The organism is Williamsia limnetica, from assembly GCF_003217475.1.
Lineage (GTDB): Bacteria > Actinomycetota > Actinomycetes > Mycobacteriales > Mycobacteriaceae > Williamsia > Williamsia limnetica.
This window is the reverse complement of sequence record NZ_QJSP01000030.1, coordinates 1-13,378: the sequence shown is the minus strand read 5'-3', so window position 1 is coordinate 13,378 and position 13,378 is coordinate 1. Positions and strand designations below refer to the sequence as shown.

The following is a 13,378-nucleotide window of genomic DNA, read 5'->3' as shown; positions in this document are numbered from 1 at the left end:
ATTGATCTCATGCACCGCTTCGCCGCCTCTAATCACATCTCTGTGATTCGCACGAGGCTGATGTTTCCTATGGTGCATATGGGAAAGGAGTGCAATAGTGGGGTCACGCCCGGTGCCGGACCCTGCTCACTCGTGCGGTCCGCCTCTTCCCGACACCTCCGAAAGGAGCGTTGCCGTGCGCTTTGATGTGTGTGGTCCCCAGAGGCCTCGAACTTTTCGCCGGTGGTCGGCTGCGACCTCCACGGGCTGCGTGATCGCTGCTGCCGGGGCGTTGGTTCTCCTTCACCCCCAGCCTGGTCCGCGGCCGGCGCTTGCGCCTGAGCTGTCGTTGATGAACGCTCACCAGCTCGTGTCCGAGGAGGTCGCCGAGGTGGCTTCAGGGGAGCAGCCGGTTGTTGACAGTAGCCACGTGCGTACCGAGTTGCTGCAATTGGCGGTGTCCAACGCCCAGGCCATGGTCACCGACAACGGCGTCGCCGCCCTGGCTGGGGTGGGCCGTGAGGTGGGTACGTGCGTCGCCCGCTGGTCTGTCGCCACACTCGGTACCACCAATGCAAACGCCCAGGTCCTGGCGCAGTGCCTGACCCCGCTGGCCGCTCTTGATCCCAGCGAGACCACCGAAGCGATGAGGGCATTGCACTTTGGTGACATCGTGGCCACTCTCACTGCGGCAGGTACCCCGCACAGCCCGAGCATCGTCCATACGTTGGCGTCCTCTTTCACACCTCCGCCGACGCCGAAGCACCCAGGTGAGCTCAGCACCCCCGAGCCCGTGGCCCCCGAACCGACGCCGCCAGGGACGACCACCACCACGGTCACCGAGCCCACGACATCTGCTGTGCCTACACCCCCCGTGCCCGGTGCCACCGACGCGCCGGCACCTGCGCTGCCGCTCGCGCCGTCGTCGCCCACGCCGCCACTGCCTCCGGTCGCCCCCAGCCAGACAGCGCCAGCTGACCCCCCTGCCGAACTCCCGATTACCGGTCGTCAGTATGTGGCGCCGACCTCGGGCACCATCACCTCACCCTTCGGTGACGGCCGCAATCACCAAGGCATCGACATCGCCAACTCGACAGGAACACCCATCGTCGCCGTCGCCGACGGGGTGGTCATCAGCTCCGGCCCTGCACAAGGATTCGGACTGTGGGTACGCATCCAACACAACGACGGAACCATCACCACCTACGGTCACAACAACGAAAACACCGTCACCGTAGGACAAACAGTGGCCGCAGGCCAGGAGATCGCCACCGTCGGAAACCGCGGTCAATCCACCGGACCCCACCTGCACTTCGAAGTGCAAGACCCCTCAGGGCAGAATGTGGACCCGGCGCCGTGGCTCGCCGAGCGTGACGCATCAATCCTGTGAGAACAGTGCACTTTGAGGGCACACGAGGTGTGCGAGTATCTCGTTCGCCGATAGACGAGCGGGCACGTTCACCCTGCGGGACGTCCGGCCAGGCAGCGAATGTAGTTGTATCCGACCGGTCGACGCTCTAGCGAGGACGTTTGGACCGCTTGCGCAGGCTTTTTCGCAACGCTTCTTGCTCTTCGGGAGTGACGGTTTGCGCAAAATGCATCAGCACGGCAGCGGGGTCTTCGCTACTTGCAAGGATGTCGCGCAGGGCCTGCGAAGTCGCCTCCTGGCGGGTTTGGACAGGCGAGTAATAATATGCGCGACTGACTTTGGTGCGCTCGAGGAAGCCTTTCGAGTGCAGATTGGTGACCACGGTCAAGATTGTGGTGTATGCGTGCGCGCGGCCTGATAACGCCGCGAGAATGTCATGAACCGATTGCGGTTCCGGCGTGGCGCTCCACAGGACCTCCATCACGTCAGCTTCGAGGGTTCCCAACGACTTCATGACAGTATTGTCGTCACTGCACGGGGCTGCGTCCAGTGACGACTCACTGGACGGAGACGCCGCGGCCCAGGAGCCATTGCACCGGGTCAAGGTTGGTGCCATCGTCTTGCCGCACTTCGTAGTGCAGGTGCGATCCTGTTGAGATGCCGCGGTTTCCCATCGTCGCTATCTGCTGACCGACGTCGACGCGCTGACCAGCAGTGACCAGAGCCTCATTGATATGCCCGTATATGCCGATGGTGCCGTCGTCCTGGCGGACTCTGATCCAGAGTCCAAAACCGTTCGCCGGGCCTGCTTCGAGAACTTCACCGGCGGTGACTGACACCACAGGAGTTCCGATCGCGTTCGCGATGTCAACACCGAGATGGGTGCTGCCCCAGCGCGCACCGAAGCCGGAGGTCAGAGTACCGACGGTGGGTGCCACCGTGGGTGGAGCAGTTAACACGGCCGATATGGGGGGTGGCGCGAGTTGAGTAGGAGGTGGGCTTGGGCGCGCCGGGAGCGCAGACGAATCTGACACAGATGGCACGTCCGTCGAAGACGGGGGTGTTGTGGTCTGCGAGGTCGGTGCGGGCGCGTCATTGACTACACCGGCATAGACCTGCCGTGGGGCATCGCCGCCGGCGGCAGGGTGTAAGAGGACCACCGCGGTGACAGCGGCAGCCGTGAGGGTCATCGCCCCGGCGGCCACCGATGCACTCCATGTGTCCGCGTTGGCCCGGTTGGACCGGCTAGTGCTCCCGGAGTCAACGCGCAGTGACCCTCGACCGCGTTGTGCGTCAAATAGGCCGCTAGCGCTCACCGCGACCCTGGAGGGCGCACCAAATCCGTTGCCCCGGGCGCATATTCCCCTTTCCCAGGGCGCAAGTAGCGGCACTGGCCTGGGCTCATCGAGTAGGTGGGAAGTATGCGCGAGAGGCAATAGTTTTGTGTCTTCACGCTCGCCCCGTTTTGTTCGCTGACGTGCAGACTCTCGCGGCCCGAACGAAGTGGGCGGGCTGGGGACAACACCATGAGCACGCTCAGTGTGCAGGCACTGCTTACGATGCCGACCTGCTCTGCGTGGCTGATCATCGGCGGTGTACGAGCCGACTACACGGGCCCGTGGGGGAGTGGGCAACGGACCCAGCGGCTCGGCTGGCGCAGGGCGCGCCGGAAAGCTTGTCGAGATGGTCGCCTCAGGCAAGCGATGTCGTGCCACGTGGGTAGGTTCCTGTCGCGGGGATAGAGGGCGGGCGATGGCCCCGCACAGATTACTACTATAGAGGTTAGTTGCTCAGGTAGGGTTGCGCCATCGAGCCGTCTACTATGTGCAGTAGTAGTTGCGGATGTGTTGGCCGCGCGCCGTCGGTAGGCCGACTCGCGGCGTCAGACTCGGTCCGAAGTGGTGCTTCACGAACCTGAAAGTAGTTGTACGGGAGGTGAAACAGTAGTGCGGCAGAGGTTTGGGCGCGGTGTCCTCGTCATGGGTTTGTTGGTTGCCATCGTGGTGGCGGGGTGCGGCACCGGCGATGACGCGGTACGTCAAGGAGGGTCGTTCGAGTTCGTGTCACCTGGCGGTAAGACGGTGATTTTCTATGACCCACCCCAGTCGCGGGGTGTGGTCCAGGAGTTGACTGGCCCGGATGTGATGAGGCAGGGCGCTACGGTGCGTCTGAGCGACTTTGCAGGGCAGGTCGTCGTGGTCAATGTGTGGGGATCGTGGTGTGCGCCGTGTCGTATCGAGACGCCGGCTCTTGAGCAGGTGTTCACCGCGACGCAAGATCAGGGCGTGATGTTCTTAGGTATCGATTTTCGCGACAACAGGAGTTCGGCACGCGATTTCATATCTGACCGATCGGTGACCTATCCCTCGATTTACGACTACAGCGGACGGACATTGGCCACATTGACCACACCAACATCGGTCGTTCCCACCACAGTGATCCTTGACCGGAAGCATCGAGCTGCTGCTGTGTTCTTGCGTGCGGTGACCGCCAGTGAGTTGCAGCCCGTTGTTGAACGTCTAGCAGCAGAGGCGCCATGAGAACCTCCATGCGACGCCGGTGCGCCCTGATGTCAACGTCGGCGAAAGGGTGCTGGCCTCAGAATGCTCAGTGACACGGTGATTAGCCGCGTACCGCCTCCCACTGTTGCGAAGGTGGCGATTGGCAATGCCATAGCCGCCAATACAGCTGCAGTCGTGATAGCACTGATGGTGAGCAATGATGCAGCACCCGGACCGATTGTCGCGGTGGTATGCGTGGCAGCTCTATTCGCTGCGCTGGCCTACGGCGCAGTGGCCGTATATCGGCGTCAGCAGTGACTATGGGCTTGCGTACCTAGAGCCGCCGCCGTCGAGACGGTGACGCTGATCGGCGCAGAACTGTGCGATCGTCTCCACGACGTTGGTCTCGTTGCTAAACAATCCCCCGTGTGCGGCTCCGTCAATTTGTTTGAACTGTGAGTTCGGAATTTGTTGTGCAGTCTCACGTGAGGTGCGTGGTGGGAAAAACACATCGTGCTCGAAGGCCAGAACCAGAACCGGAGCAGAGATCTGAGCCAAGTGTTCGGGATGAGGCTCCTCATTCATGATCCATTCAAACGACGCAGCTAGCTGCCCGTGCAGGCCTTTTCGATCGGACCAGAGACTATCGCCATCAGCGAGCAGTTGGCGCCATATTGACACCGTCTCGGGGTCCTGCAACATGGCAGGGCTCAGCGTGGTCATGAGTTGCTCGAAAACCCTTACCTGCGCTGGAATCTCCCCGAGCCGGCCAATGAGGTCGAGTTCCATCTGCCCAACCAGTGCGCCAATCGGTGAGGGTTGTAAACCAGCCAGAAACACTGCGCCAGTGACCATATCTGGCCGTCGACGCACAAGGCACTGAGCGGTGTAACAGCCCAGCGAGTAGCCCACGACCAGTGCTTCGGTGATTCCGCATGCTTCCAGCAGGTGTTCGGCGTCGCTGGCGAGCTTGTCTACGCTGTAGGGAGGTTCGGTAGCGGTGGACGGTGCCACGCCCCGTGTGTTGTAGGCGATGACCGAAAACCCCGCATCAACCAGGGCCGCCGTCAGCCCAGACAGTTCCCAGATTTGCGACGGCATCCCCAACCCGCCAATGAGCAGCACGGGAGGGCCTACGCCCATACGCTCCACACCCAACTGCACAGCGTCAGCGACCTCAATCAGTTCCATGCTTCCCCTTACCGATGTGCACACTCGTGGCGCACCCTGGCCCAGGTCGAGCCGGTGCCACTGTGATCTCGAATCGCCGTGTCCGGGCGGACACCCAATCTCGTAACGAGCACCACTTCTACCGTATTACTATGCACTATAGTAGTTAGTTGGGTGTCGCATGGGTTCAGTGGCTGGAGTAGGCATGACGAGAGTTGGCAGTGCGCTCGATGGGGCGGTTGCGCCTGCGTCGATGGGCAGCGTGCGCCGTGGCCACGGGTGCCCGGCACCTGCGAAGCGTCGCTCCTCCCTGCACGTGTGGCGGGCTGTCGGAGTGGGGGTTCTTACCGCAATCATTGTGGGAGTGCCCACGGATGTGATCGACACGCCGTACTTCATCCGTATGACGCCGGTGCGATGGTGGGAGGTGCCGGTGGTCGTCCTTACCGTTGTCCTCGCTGCACTGTGGGCCGGGCTGGAGGCGCCACCGCGCGCACGGCGACATGATGCAGCCGGTGTCACAAGCGTGGTGGTTACAGCGCTGGCGGTGGGCTGCCCGGTGTGCAACAAGATTGCCGTTGCCTTGCTCGGTGTCTCCGGCGCCCTGACTGTGTGGTCTCCGATTCAACCGATACTGGCCCTAGGCTCGCTCGCTGTGCTGGGCGCAGCAGTCCTCATGCGGTGGCGAGCCACAGCGCGATGCGCCACCTGTGAACGACCGACGACGCGCCCGCTGGGTGCCGATCACGTCGAGGATCGACTCTGACAGGCTGGAGCGACATCGGAATACACTGTCCACACACGGCAGAGCGAGACAGGAGGTCGCGATGTGGGCAGCCGCTGAGCGTGGGCAGCCGCTGACCGTGTGGTCTGCGCGGATGCCGACCGCCACACGCACTGGTGCGCTGGTGCGCCGGGTAGGTGGCAGTCAACCGAATCGCAGCGACTATGACCGTCGAACGGATCGGCGATGAATCTGGCCCTCACGCTTTTGGCTAGTGCGGGCACGCTGGGATGGATGTGGCCGCGCTTCTTCGCGCGCATCCGACACCGACTACAGCCCCATACTGCTCTTGCTCTGTGGCCGGTAACTCAGAGCCTATTTGTACTGCTAGTCGTCGCCGCAGCAATCGCCCTGGCGCTGCCGGCCCGCACCGCCGAACACCTCGCCTCCCTGCTAGGAAGTTGCTGGGAACTCCTTGCGCATGGATCCCCTCAGGCCAGCGAGACAATCGCCGGTGCCAGCGCAGGGTTGCTGGTAGGAGCTGTGCTGGTACGGATCTTCTACCTGGCGCGACGCGAACGCGTCCGGCAAAAGACACTGCGCGACAAATACGTTGGGGCACTACACCTGGCCGGCACCCAAAAACCCGAGCACCCTGGCGTGTGGTGGCTAGAGACCGATACGCCCGTTGCCTTCTGCGTGGCGGGCAAAAATCCGACCGTGGGAGCATCGACCGGATTGTTCAACCACCTCACCGCCGACGAGGTGGGCGCTGTTTTGGCCCATGAGCGTGCGCACGCCCGATTTCGACACCACACCCTGATCCTGTGGGCCGAATCAGTCGGACGCACGCTGCCCTGTGTACCGCTGTTCGCCCACAGTCCCAGTATGGTCCGTGAACTCGCTGAGCAGGCCGCAGACGCAGAGGCAGCACTAGACCACGGGCACCTTGTTGTTGCCTCGGCCCTGCGCACCATGTCCGCGATTCCCGCGCCCGCGCCAGCTCCCAGTCAGATCCTGGAAATGGTCAGTGGAACCGTGACCACACGACTCGAGCGGCTGTGCGCCGAAGCCTATCGCCACCCCCGTCGTCGTCACAGCGTGCAAGTAGGAACGCTCCTCGGATGCGCCATGGCAGTCCCCCTCGTAGGCGGATGCGTCGCTGCCTTGGCCATGTATGCCTTCAGCTGCACATAGCTGGCGCGGCTTCCAACACGCTAATACAGCGGCGACCCGCTCGATCATCCACCCTTCGGTTGTCTATGACCGCTCGGTCCTTGAGTGCCATTAATCCCCGAGTGACACCCGCCACCTTAATTACTATCCACAATAGTAATTCTCCCCGGCGACCATTGCCTTCAACTACTATCGCGCATAGTAGTTGAGCGGTTGCCTTCCGCTCGCACCACACTAGGGTTTGAGGGGCGTTGTCATGAGCAAGAAGACCAAACGAAAGAGCCACCAGCGCACCGCTGGTCGTTCCAAACGCCGGGCTAGCGGCACTGGCGGATCTGCTGGAGGACGCGGCCAATGGTTGGTGTCCAACGCGAGTGGAGCGGCCGCGGTAGCTGCAGACGTCGAGGCCGATGTTGTCGCACTCAGAGCCCCCGCGCGGGCTCAGCAAAGCCCGCCAGGTGGTGAGAGGGGTGCACATGTTGAAGCTCGGAGCGGTGAGGTTGCTCTCTCGCCTGCGCCGGACCCTATTCCGTTGACCGAACCGCGGGAATTGAGTGAACCCGTCGCGGCGCGCGGCTGTGCAGCGGCGAGCGAGGAGATGGAGCCGCAGGGATTGGTAGCGACCTATGAGCTACCACGCGATCGAGACCGGTCGTTGGCTGTCGCGTTTGTGGGTGCCCGCGTGGGGTCGGAGGGGTCCGAACATTTAGGGGATAGCTTTGGGCGAGTGGTGTCCTTAAACCAGCTCCCTGCCACTGGGCGCGCAACTGTGTCTGTACGGGTCAGCGGTATTAACAAGGGAACCTGGCGGGTGGTCGGAAAACCGGTGGGCGATGACGACGCGGCATCGAGGCAGACGGTGACAACCACGACCCGCCTCGCCCCTCTGGCAGTAGGCCCAGGTGTCCGCATTGCGGCGTGGCCGATATTGGTAGGAGTGGGCGCAATTGCCGCGCTTGTTGCACAGGCGCTGCTCTTCGCTCGCGTCGACTCTCGGTGGTGGGCGGCAACGCTGTTGTCAGTGTTGGGGTGCCTTGTTGGTGTGCTGGGTGCCAAGGTGTGGTTTCTTGTCCTGCACCGCGAACGCCACCGGTCTCTGCGTACCGCCGGCGCATGTATCCAGGGATTCATCGTCGCTGCAGTGGGGACGGTGATCGTCGGTGCACTCGCAGTGGGGCTACCGGTCGGCGAGCTGCTCGATGTCACCGCGCCGGGTTTATTCCTGGGTCTGGCGATTGGCCGACCGGGTTGCTTTCTCTCCGGATGCTGCGCCGGCCGGGCCACCAGTTCGCGCTGGGGTGTGTGGTCGTCTGATCGTCAGCTGGGAGTTCGTCGCTACCCTGTGCAGCTCATTGAAGCGGCCGGGGCCCTGATGCTTGCAGCGATCAGCCTGGTTCTGGTGCTGACGGTACCGGCGCACTGGCCGGGATCGCTTTTCGTAGCAAACCTCATCGTCTATGTCTTACTGCGACAACTGCTGTTCCCCCTGCGCAGCGACCCCCACACCGCCCGCGGGCGCACATGGACCACTCTCGCCGGCCTTGCTCTGCTGACGGTGGACCTCGTGGCAGTCACTGCCTAGACCAATCGGCCCCGTGGTGCGCCCAAGGATCAGCCGGGCGGGCATTCATGGCGCCTTGAACCCGCTTCGAGTCGACCCGGACCCTGAACTACTATGATTCGTAGTAGTAAAACGTCGGGGTGTCGGACGGCCGAGCAACGACCGCTGCAACGTCACGCTGGGCCGCTTCGAGCGGTGGGCGGCTGACTCCCAAATCGCACCTTGGCAGTTGAGGTAAGGATGTTGAGTGACTGTATGGGCAAGCGCTGACACTATTGGCACAAGTTTTCAATCAGTCGCCGCGACTGGGCCGATAGTGCTCGCGCTGGCGGTGGCAGCGCTGGCGGGGTTGGTCTCTTTCGCCTCACCCTGCTGCATTCCTCTCGTGCCGGGATACCTGTCATATCTAGCGGCAGTGGCTGGGGCTGAGGGGACTTCGAGCAGCGGAGGTGATGCAGTGACCTCCAGATCGCTGCACCGTTGGCGGGTGACCGGCGCGGCAACGCTGTTCGTCGCAGGCTTCACAGTGGTGTTCGTGCTAGGTACGGTATCGGTCTTTGGAGTGATCGGGGCACTGCAGCTCAATCGTGTTGTACTTCAACGCATCGGTGGCGTCGTGACCATCGTGATGGGGCTGGTGTTCCTAGGTCTGCTCCCCGTGTTGCAGAAAGATACGCGCGCGAAGCCTCGCCTCATCCCGTCACTGGCTGGAGCGCCACTGCTCGGTGCTGTGTTCGGGCTGGGATGGACGCCCTGCCTCGGCCCCACGCTAGCTGGTGTCTTGTCAGTAGCGGCGGGAACTGAGGGAGCTACAGCCGCACGCGGTGTGCTACTGATCGTGGCGTACTGCCTCGGTCTCGGATTGCCCTTCATTCTGTTGGCTTTCGGCTCGTCGCGCATGTTGCGCGGTGTGGGCTTCTTGCGTCGCCATACACGACAGATCCAGGTCGCTGGAGGCGTCATGCTCGTGGTGGTCGGCATCGCGCTGGTGACGGGGGTCTGGGATGTTTTTGTCCTGTGGCTTCGGGACGCCTTTGTCAGCAACGTCGTGTTGCCGATATAGAAATGTTCAGTGCGGGGGCCGTTGTCGACCGGCGGGGTGACTTATCTCGCTGACAGCGGATAGAGAAGCAATAGGGCAGTGTCGCAACGCCGTAGGATAGTGGGTTTCTGAGCAAGCGCGCTAGGGGCGCGGCGGCGGCAAGGATCGTCGATGGCGCACCCACGCCCATACAAGACCCAGCGCGGTGAGCACCACCGCGATCCGCTCGGGGAGTGGACCTACGGTTGTGGCGAGGGTGCTTTCTGTGTGCAGCGCGATGGGTTTGACCATGATGCCGGGCTCGAAGATGCCGGTGCTGGCCGTGATTTGACCATCTGGACTGATCACGGCACTGACACCACTGGTAGCCGAGACCACAACACTGCGACCATGCTCCACCGCGCGCACCTGAGACATCGCCAGCTGCTGATAGGTCATCTCTGTTCGGCCGAATGTTGCGTTGTTGGTAGGTACTGATAGCAGCTGCGCACCTGATCGAACCGCTTTTCGGGCGGACCGGTCAAAGGCCACTTCCCAGCACGTCGAGATCCCTACGATGAGGTCGTTGCCGGCGGCAGTGGGCACCTTGACCACCCCAGGTCCCATACCCGGTATGAAGTTGCCGGCTTGCTCAGCGTAAGACGAGAAATACTCGAAAAAGCCACGCCACGGCAGATATTCGCCAAAAGGTTGAATGATCTGCTTGTCGTAGCGGCCCCGAACCGGCAGGTTCTGCGTCCCGGGGCGTCCATCCCACACCAATACGGAATTGGTGGGCTGACCGTCAGGATGTTGTAGCACGGTCCCCACCATGATTGGTGCGCCAACAGCCGCCGATGCCGCTGTGATCTGTTCGGCGGCATCTGGGTTGATGGTGGGGTCAATGTCCGAAGCATTCTCCGGCCACAACACCACGCTGGGTCGGGGCACCTCGCGAGCATCGATTTTCTGTGCTAGCAGCAGCGTTTGGCGTACGTGATTGTCGAGGACAGCGCGCCGTTGCTCATTGAAGTTCAACCCCAAACGGGGTACGTTTCCCTGAATCACGGCCACGGTGGCTACGTCGCCGGTGTTTGCTGATACCACTGACGGCCACAATGCGCCGGCCAAGGTTGGCATTATCAGCACGACGAGAGCGCGGCGCACGAGTACCTGCCACTGCCGCGGACAGGTCAGTAGTGTGCGGGTCAAAACGGCCAGTGCACCACCGGTGAAAGCGACGGCGAACGAGACCGTCGGCGCCCCACCGATTGATGCCACCGAGAGCAAGGGCCCCCCTACTTGAGTAAAAGCCGCTCGTCCCCAGGGGAATCCGCCGAACGGAAAGGCGGACCGGACCCATTCGAAACTCAGCCACGCGACGGCAAACCACACCGGCCACCACGGCAGCGTCGTGACGCGGGCTACGACTATCGCGAGTAACCCTGCGTACAACGACATCACCACCGCAAGAGCCACCCACGGTAGTGGTCCGACATAGATGCCCACCCAGGGCAGTAACGGCAGGAAGAAAGCAAGACCAAAAACAAAGCCGCACCAAAACGCGGTTCGGAGCCGGGCCACTTCATATAGCTGCAGTGCTAGAACTGCCAACGACAAGACGGCCAAGAACCACAGATTGCGTGGCGGAAACGATGCCCACATGAGAGTGCCACTGATTGCGCATCCGGCCGTTCGCGCCGCCCAGGATATACGCCGCGCCGTCACTATGGCCGTATTCGCCGGTGCCGCAGACGCGGTCGCAGTAGCAGTCACCAAACCCGTCCGCATCCCAGCAAAGCAGGTCGAAAAGACCATCGGTACTGCTCTGCAAGACGCTGGTGGCGAGGACACCGAACAGCACGCCAAAACTGTGGCATCACAGCGCACGACTCCGATATGGCACTGGTGACTGAGCGGTGCTGCTGAGGGCGTAGCGACCGGACCCGAAACTGCCGTTCATTTAGCTACTATAGAGCATAGTAGTTTAAGGTGGTGGTGCACCTGGGTCGCAGCCGCCCGAGACGGCCTGCCTGCACTTAGGTGGTTCAACTGGGAAGTGTGTATGACGAAACCGGCGCGACGTCTCTCTGGATTGTCAGTATCGGCACGGTGGACGATTGGCGTCTTCGTGGTGATTGTCGCCCTCGTCGTGGCCATCTGGCCCAGAGGGAGCGCTGAGTTTGATCCTGGAACGAGCACCGCGCCACTGCCCGGGGCAGCAGCCCCTGCTGAGGCAGGCGATAACGTTTCGCCGCAAGAGCTGACTCGCGCTCGGCAGGCCGCTGCACTTGAGCCCTGCCCGGTGCCAGATCTCGCGGACCCGGCCGACTCACCCATGGCGGGCGTCTCGCTGTCCTGCCTGGCAGATGGCCAGCTCATCGAAGTGGCTAACGCGACCGAGGATCTGCCCCTAGTGCTCAATGTATGGGCGTACTGGTGCGGGCCGTGCCGGACAGAACTCCCGATCATCGCTGAATTCGCGGCGACTTCGAGGGGCCAGGTGCAGGTCCTCACCGTTCATGGACAAGATGGTGCCCAAAACCTCACCCGCGCCCTGACCATGTTGGCCGACATCGGTGTCACACTGCCGACCGTTGTCGACACCGACGCCCAGCTCGCTCGCGTACTTGGCATACCCCGGGTCTACCCGTGCACCGTACTTATACGGGCTGATGGGACGGTGGCCGCCGTGATGCCGCAAATATTTGATACACGAGATGAACTAGCGGCCGCCGTCGAGGAACACCTTGACGTTGCAGCATGAGCTACACGGGGAGCACAGCGCCCTGCGACGATTGTTAGACGAACGCTTGTCTAGGAGTAAGGATCTGACCCAATGCCCAATATGTCCGGCTTCGAATCGGCGTTCTGCCGCAGTGCGCCCTGGAGGTTCGCAACGCGCCGCCTTATTGTTCCTTGGGCACTTCAGGGTGTGCGTCTTCAGGGGGACGTTCTGGAAATCGGTGCTGGCAGCGGGGCGATGGCGGCTGAGATCCTCGCCAGGTTCCCCGAAATAAGGATGACCATCACCGATTTTGACCACACGATGGTGACCGCAGCCGCCAACCGACTCGCGGCGGACTCCAGAACTACCATCCAACGAGCTGATGCCAGCGCCCTGCCGTTCAGCCAGGGCGCGTTCGATGCGGTGCTGTCCTTTCTCATGCTGCACCACACTGTGTCCTGGGAGGATGTTCTCGCCGAGGCGGCCAGGGTTTTGGCACCCGGCGGCACCCTGGTTGGATACGACTTGCTGTCAAGCTGGCCAGCGCAAGTTCTCCATCGCCTAGAAGGTGCACCCCATCGGCTCATCGACCACGGCCAACTCGAACCACTTTTGAAACGTCTGCCACTACACGACGTTCGGGTGAGAAGGGGAACGGCAGGTGCCGTCGTGCGATTCTCGGCAGCCAAGAGATCGACGTAGCTCGTCGAGTGAGATGACACTGCTGCAGTCCGAGGGGGAAACGGCAGCCCTGCGAATGACGTCGATGCCTCCTGGAGAGACGCTCCCTACTACTACCTATGCTAGTAATTCGGAGTGAGGTGGAGGATGTGAAGGTCGCGGCCTGCCGATCGTGTTCAAAGGTGATGTCGGCGATTCGCGACGTCATCCACCACGAGGAGTCAAGCGGTGAAAAGGATCGGTCGCCCACGATCACACGAAGCCGGGCATTCCTAGAGCCGCCGACCCCCGTGAAAGGACGTTCTGCGTGACTACCGCGACGATCACCATCGGCACCATTGCCGCCCTGGCCAGCCTGGTGTGCTGGGCCCTGTTCTTCGGCGGGGTGTGGAGAATGATCCGCACCATCGCCCAGGGGCAAAAGGACACCACCAGGATTTTCCCGATCTGGCCCCGTTTCAAGCAGAT

The 13,378-nt window shown here is 62.3% G+C and carries 13 protein-coding genes and 1 pseudogene; 9 read left to right on the top strand and 5 right to left on the bottom strand.

The genetic code is table 11. The annotated features are described in order from the left end of the window. The first annotated feature begins 331 nt into the window (after positions 1 to 331). The gene (locus DFR67_RS29050) at positions 332 to 1,369 is read left to right on the top strand and encodes a M23 family metallopeptidase (protein ID WP_245938235.1); all 1,038 of its coding nucleotides are present in this window, start codon (positions 332 to 334) and stop codon (positions 1,367 to 1,369) included. Between the two features lie 127 nt (positions 1,370 to 1,496). On the opposite strand, the gene DFR67_RS29045 is transcribed toward DFR67_RS29050, so the two are convergent. Together DFR67_RS29045 and DFR67_RS31325 are read right to left on the bottom strand one after the other, a co-directional pair. Beyond that, positions 1,497 to 1,862, bottom strand: coding sequence for a BlaI/MecI/CopY family transcriptional regulator (locus DFR67_RS29045; RefSeq protein ID WP_110472937.1), 366 nt, complete (start codon positions 1,860 to 1,862; stop codon positions 1,497 to 1,499). A 43-nt stretch (positions 1,863 to 1,905) separates the two neighbouring features. Further along, positions 1,906 to 2,280, bottom strand: a pseudogene (locus DFR67_RS31325) (M23 family metallopeptidase); the annotation flags it as partial. Positions 2,281 to 3,327: 1,047 nt separating this feature from the next. Between DFR67_RS31325 and DFR67_RS29035 the strand changes: the two are divergent. Further along, a complete protein-coding gene (locus tag DFR67_RS29035; RefSeq protein ID WP_110472935.1) occupies positions 3,328 to 3,888 on the top strand; it encodes a TlpA family protein disulfide reductase in 561 nt (186 codons plus the stop codon). 114 nt (positions 3,889 to 4,002) lie between these two features. Then, entirely contained in the window at positions 4,003 to 4,167 is a 165-nt protein-coding gene (locus tag DFR67_RS30700; protein ID WP_158540071.1) for a hypothetical protein, read from the top strand. On the opposite strand, the gene DFR67_RS29030 is transcribed toward DFR67_RS30700, so the two are convergent. After that, positions 4,168 to 5,040, bottom strand: a complete 873-nt coding sequence (locus DFR67_RS29030) for an alpha/beta fold hydrolase (RefSeq protein ID WP_110472934.1) — start codon at positions 5,038 to 5,040, stop codon at positions 4,168 to 4,170. Positions 5,041 to 5,224: 184 nt separating this feature from the next. On the opposite strand from DFR67_RS29030, the gene DFR67_RS29025 reads away from it, so the two are divergent. The 4 genes from DFR67_RS29025 to DFR67_RS29010 all read left to right on the top strand — a co-directional run bounded on the left by DFR67_RS29025 (position 5,225) and on the right by DFR67_RS29010 (position 9,543). Next, positions 5,225 to 5,785, top strand: coding sequence for a hypothetical protein (locus DFR67_RS29025; RefSeq protein WP_211325198.1), 561 nt, complete (start codon positions 5,225 to 5,227; stop codon positions 5,783 to 5,785). Between the two features lie 204 nt (positions 5,786 to 5,989). Continuing rightward, positions 5,990 to 6,940, top strand: coding sequence for a M56 family metallopeptidase (locus DFR67_RS31435; RefSeq protein ID WP_110472933.1), 951 nt, complete (start codon positions 5,990 to 5,992; stop codon positions 6,938 to 6,940). An 838-nt stretch (positions 6,941 to 7,778) separates the two neighbouring features. Then, entirely contained in the window at positions 7,779 to 8,501 is a 723-nt protein-coding gene (locus tag DFR67_RS30695; protein WP_158540069.1) for a prolipoprotein diacylglyceryl transferase family protein, read from the top strand. 226 nt (positions 8,502 to 8,727) lie between these two features. Continuing rightward, the gene (locus tag DFR67_RS29010; RefSeq protein ID WP_110472931.1) at positions 8,728 to 9,543 is read left to right on the top strand and encodes a cytochrome c biogenesis CcdA family protein; all 816 of its coding nucleotides are present in this window, start codon (positions 8,728 to 8,730) and stop codon (positions 9,541 to 9,543) included. Positions 9,544 to 9,663: 120 nt separating this feature from the next. Here the strand turns inward: DFR67_RS29010 and lnt are convergent, their stop codons facing one another. Continuing rightward, positions 9,664 to 11,130 (bottom strand): apolipoprotein N-acyltransferase, encoded by a 1,467-nt coding sequence (gene lnt, locus DFR67_RS29005; protein WP_245938233.1) that lies wholly within the window; start codon positions 11,128 to 11,130, stop codon positions 9,664 to 9,666. Then, a complete protein-coding gene (locus DFR67_RS31320) occupies positions 11,087 to 11,365 on the bottom strand; it encodes a hypothetical protein (RefSeq protein WP_245938232.1) in 279 nt (92 codons plus the stop codon). Before DFR67_RS31320 ends, lnt begins: the two co-directional genes overlap by 44 nt. Positions 11,366 to 11,566: 201 nt before the next feature. On the opposite strand from DFR67_RS31320, the gene DFR67_RS29000 reads away from it, so the two are divergent. Continuing rightward, positions 11,567 to 12,268 carry a TlpA family protein disulfide reductase gene (locus DFR67_RS29000; protein WP_110472929.1) on the top strand — a complete coding sequence of 234 codons (702 nt, stop codon included), beginning with the start codon at positions 11,567 to 11,569 and terminating at the stop codon, positions 12,266 to 12,268. A 72-nt stretch (positions 12,269 to 12,340) separates the two neighbouring features. Beyond that, positions 12,341 to 12,931 carry a class I SAM-dependent methyltransferase gene (locus tag DFR67_RS28995; protein WP_110472928.1) on the top strand — a complete coding sequence of 197 codons (591 nt, stop codon included), beginning with the start codon at positions 12,341 to 12,343 and terminating at the stop codon, positions 12,929 to 12,931. Positions 12,932 to 13,378: the final 447 nt, after the last annotated feature.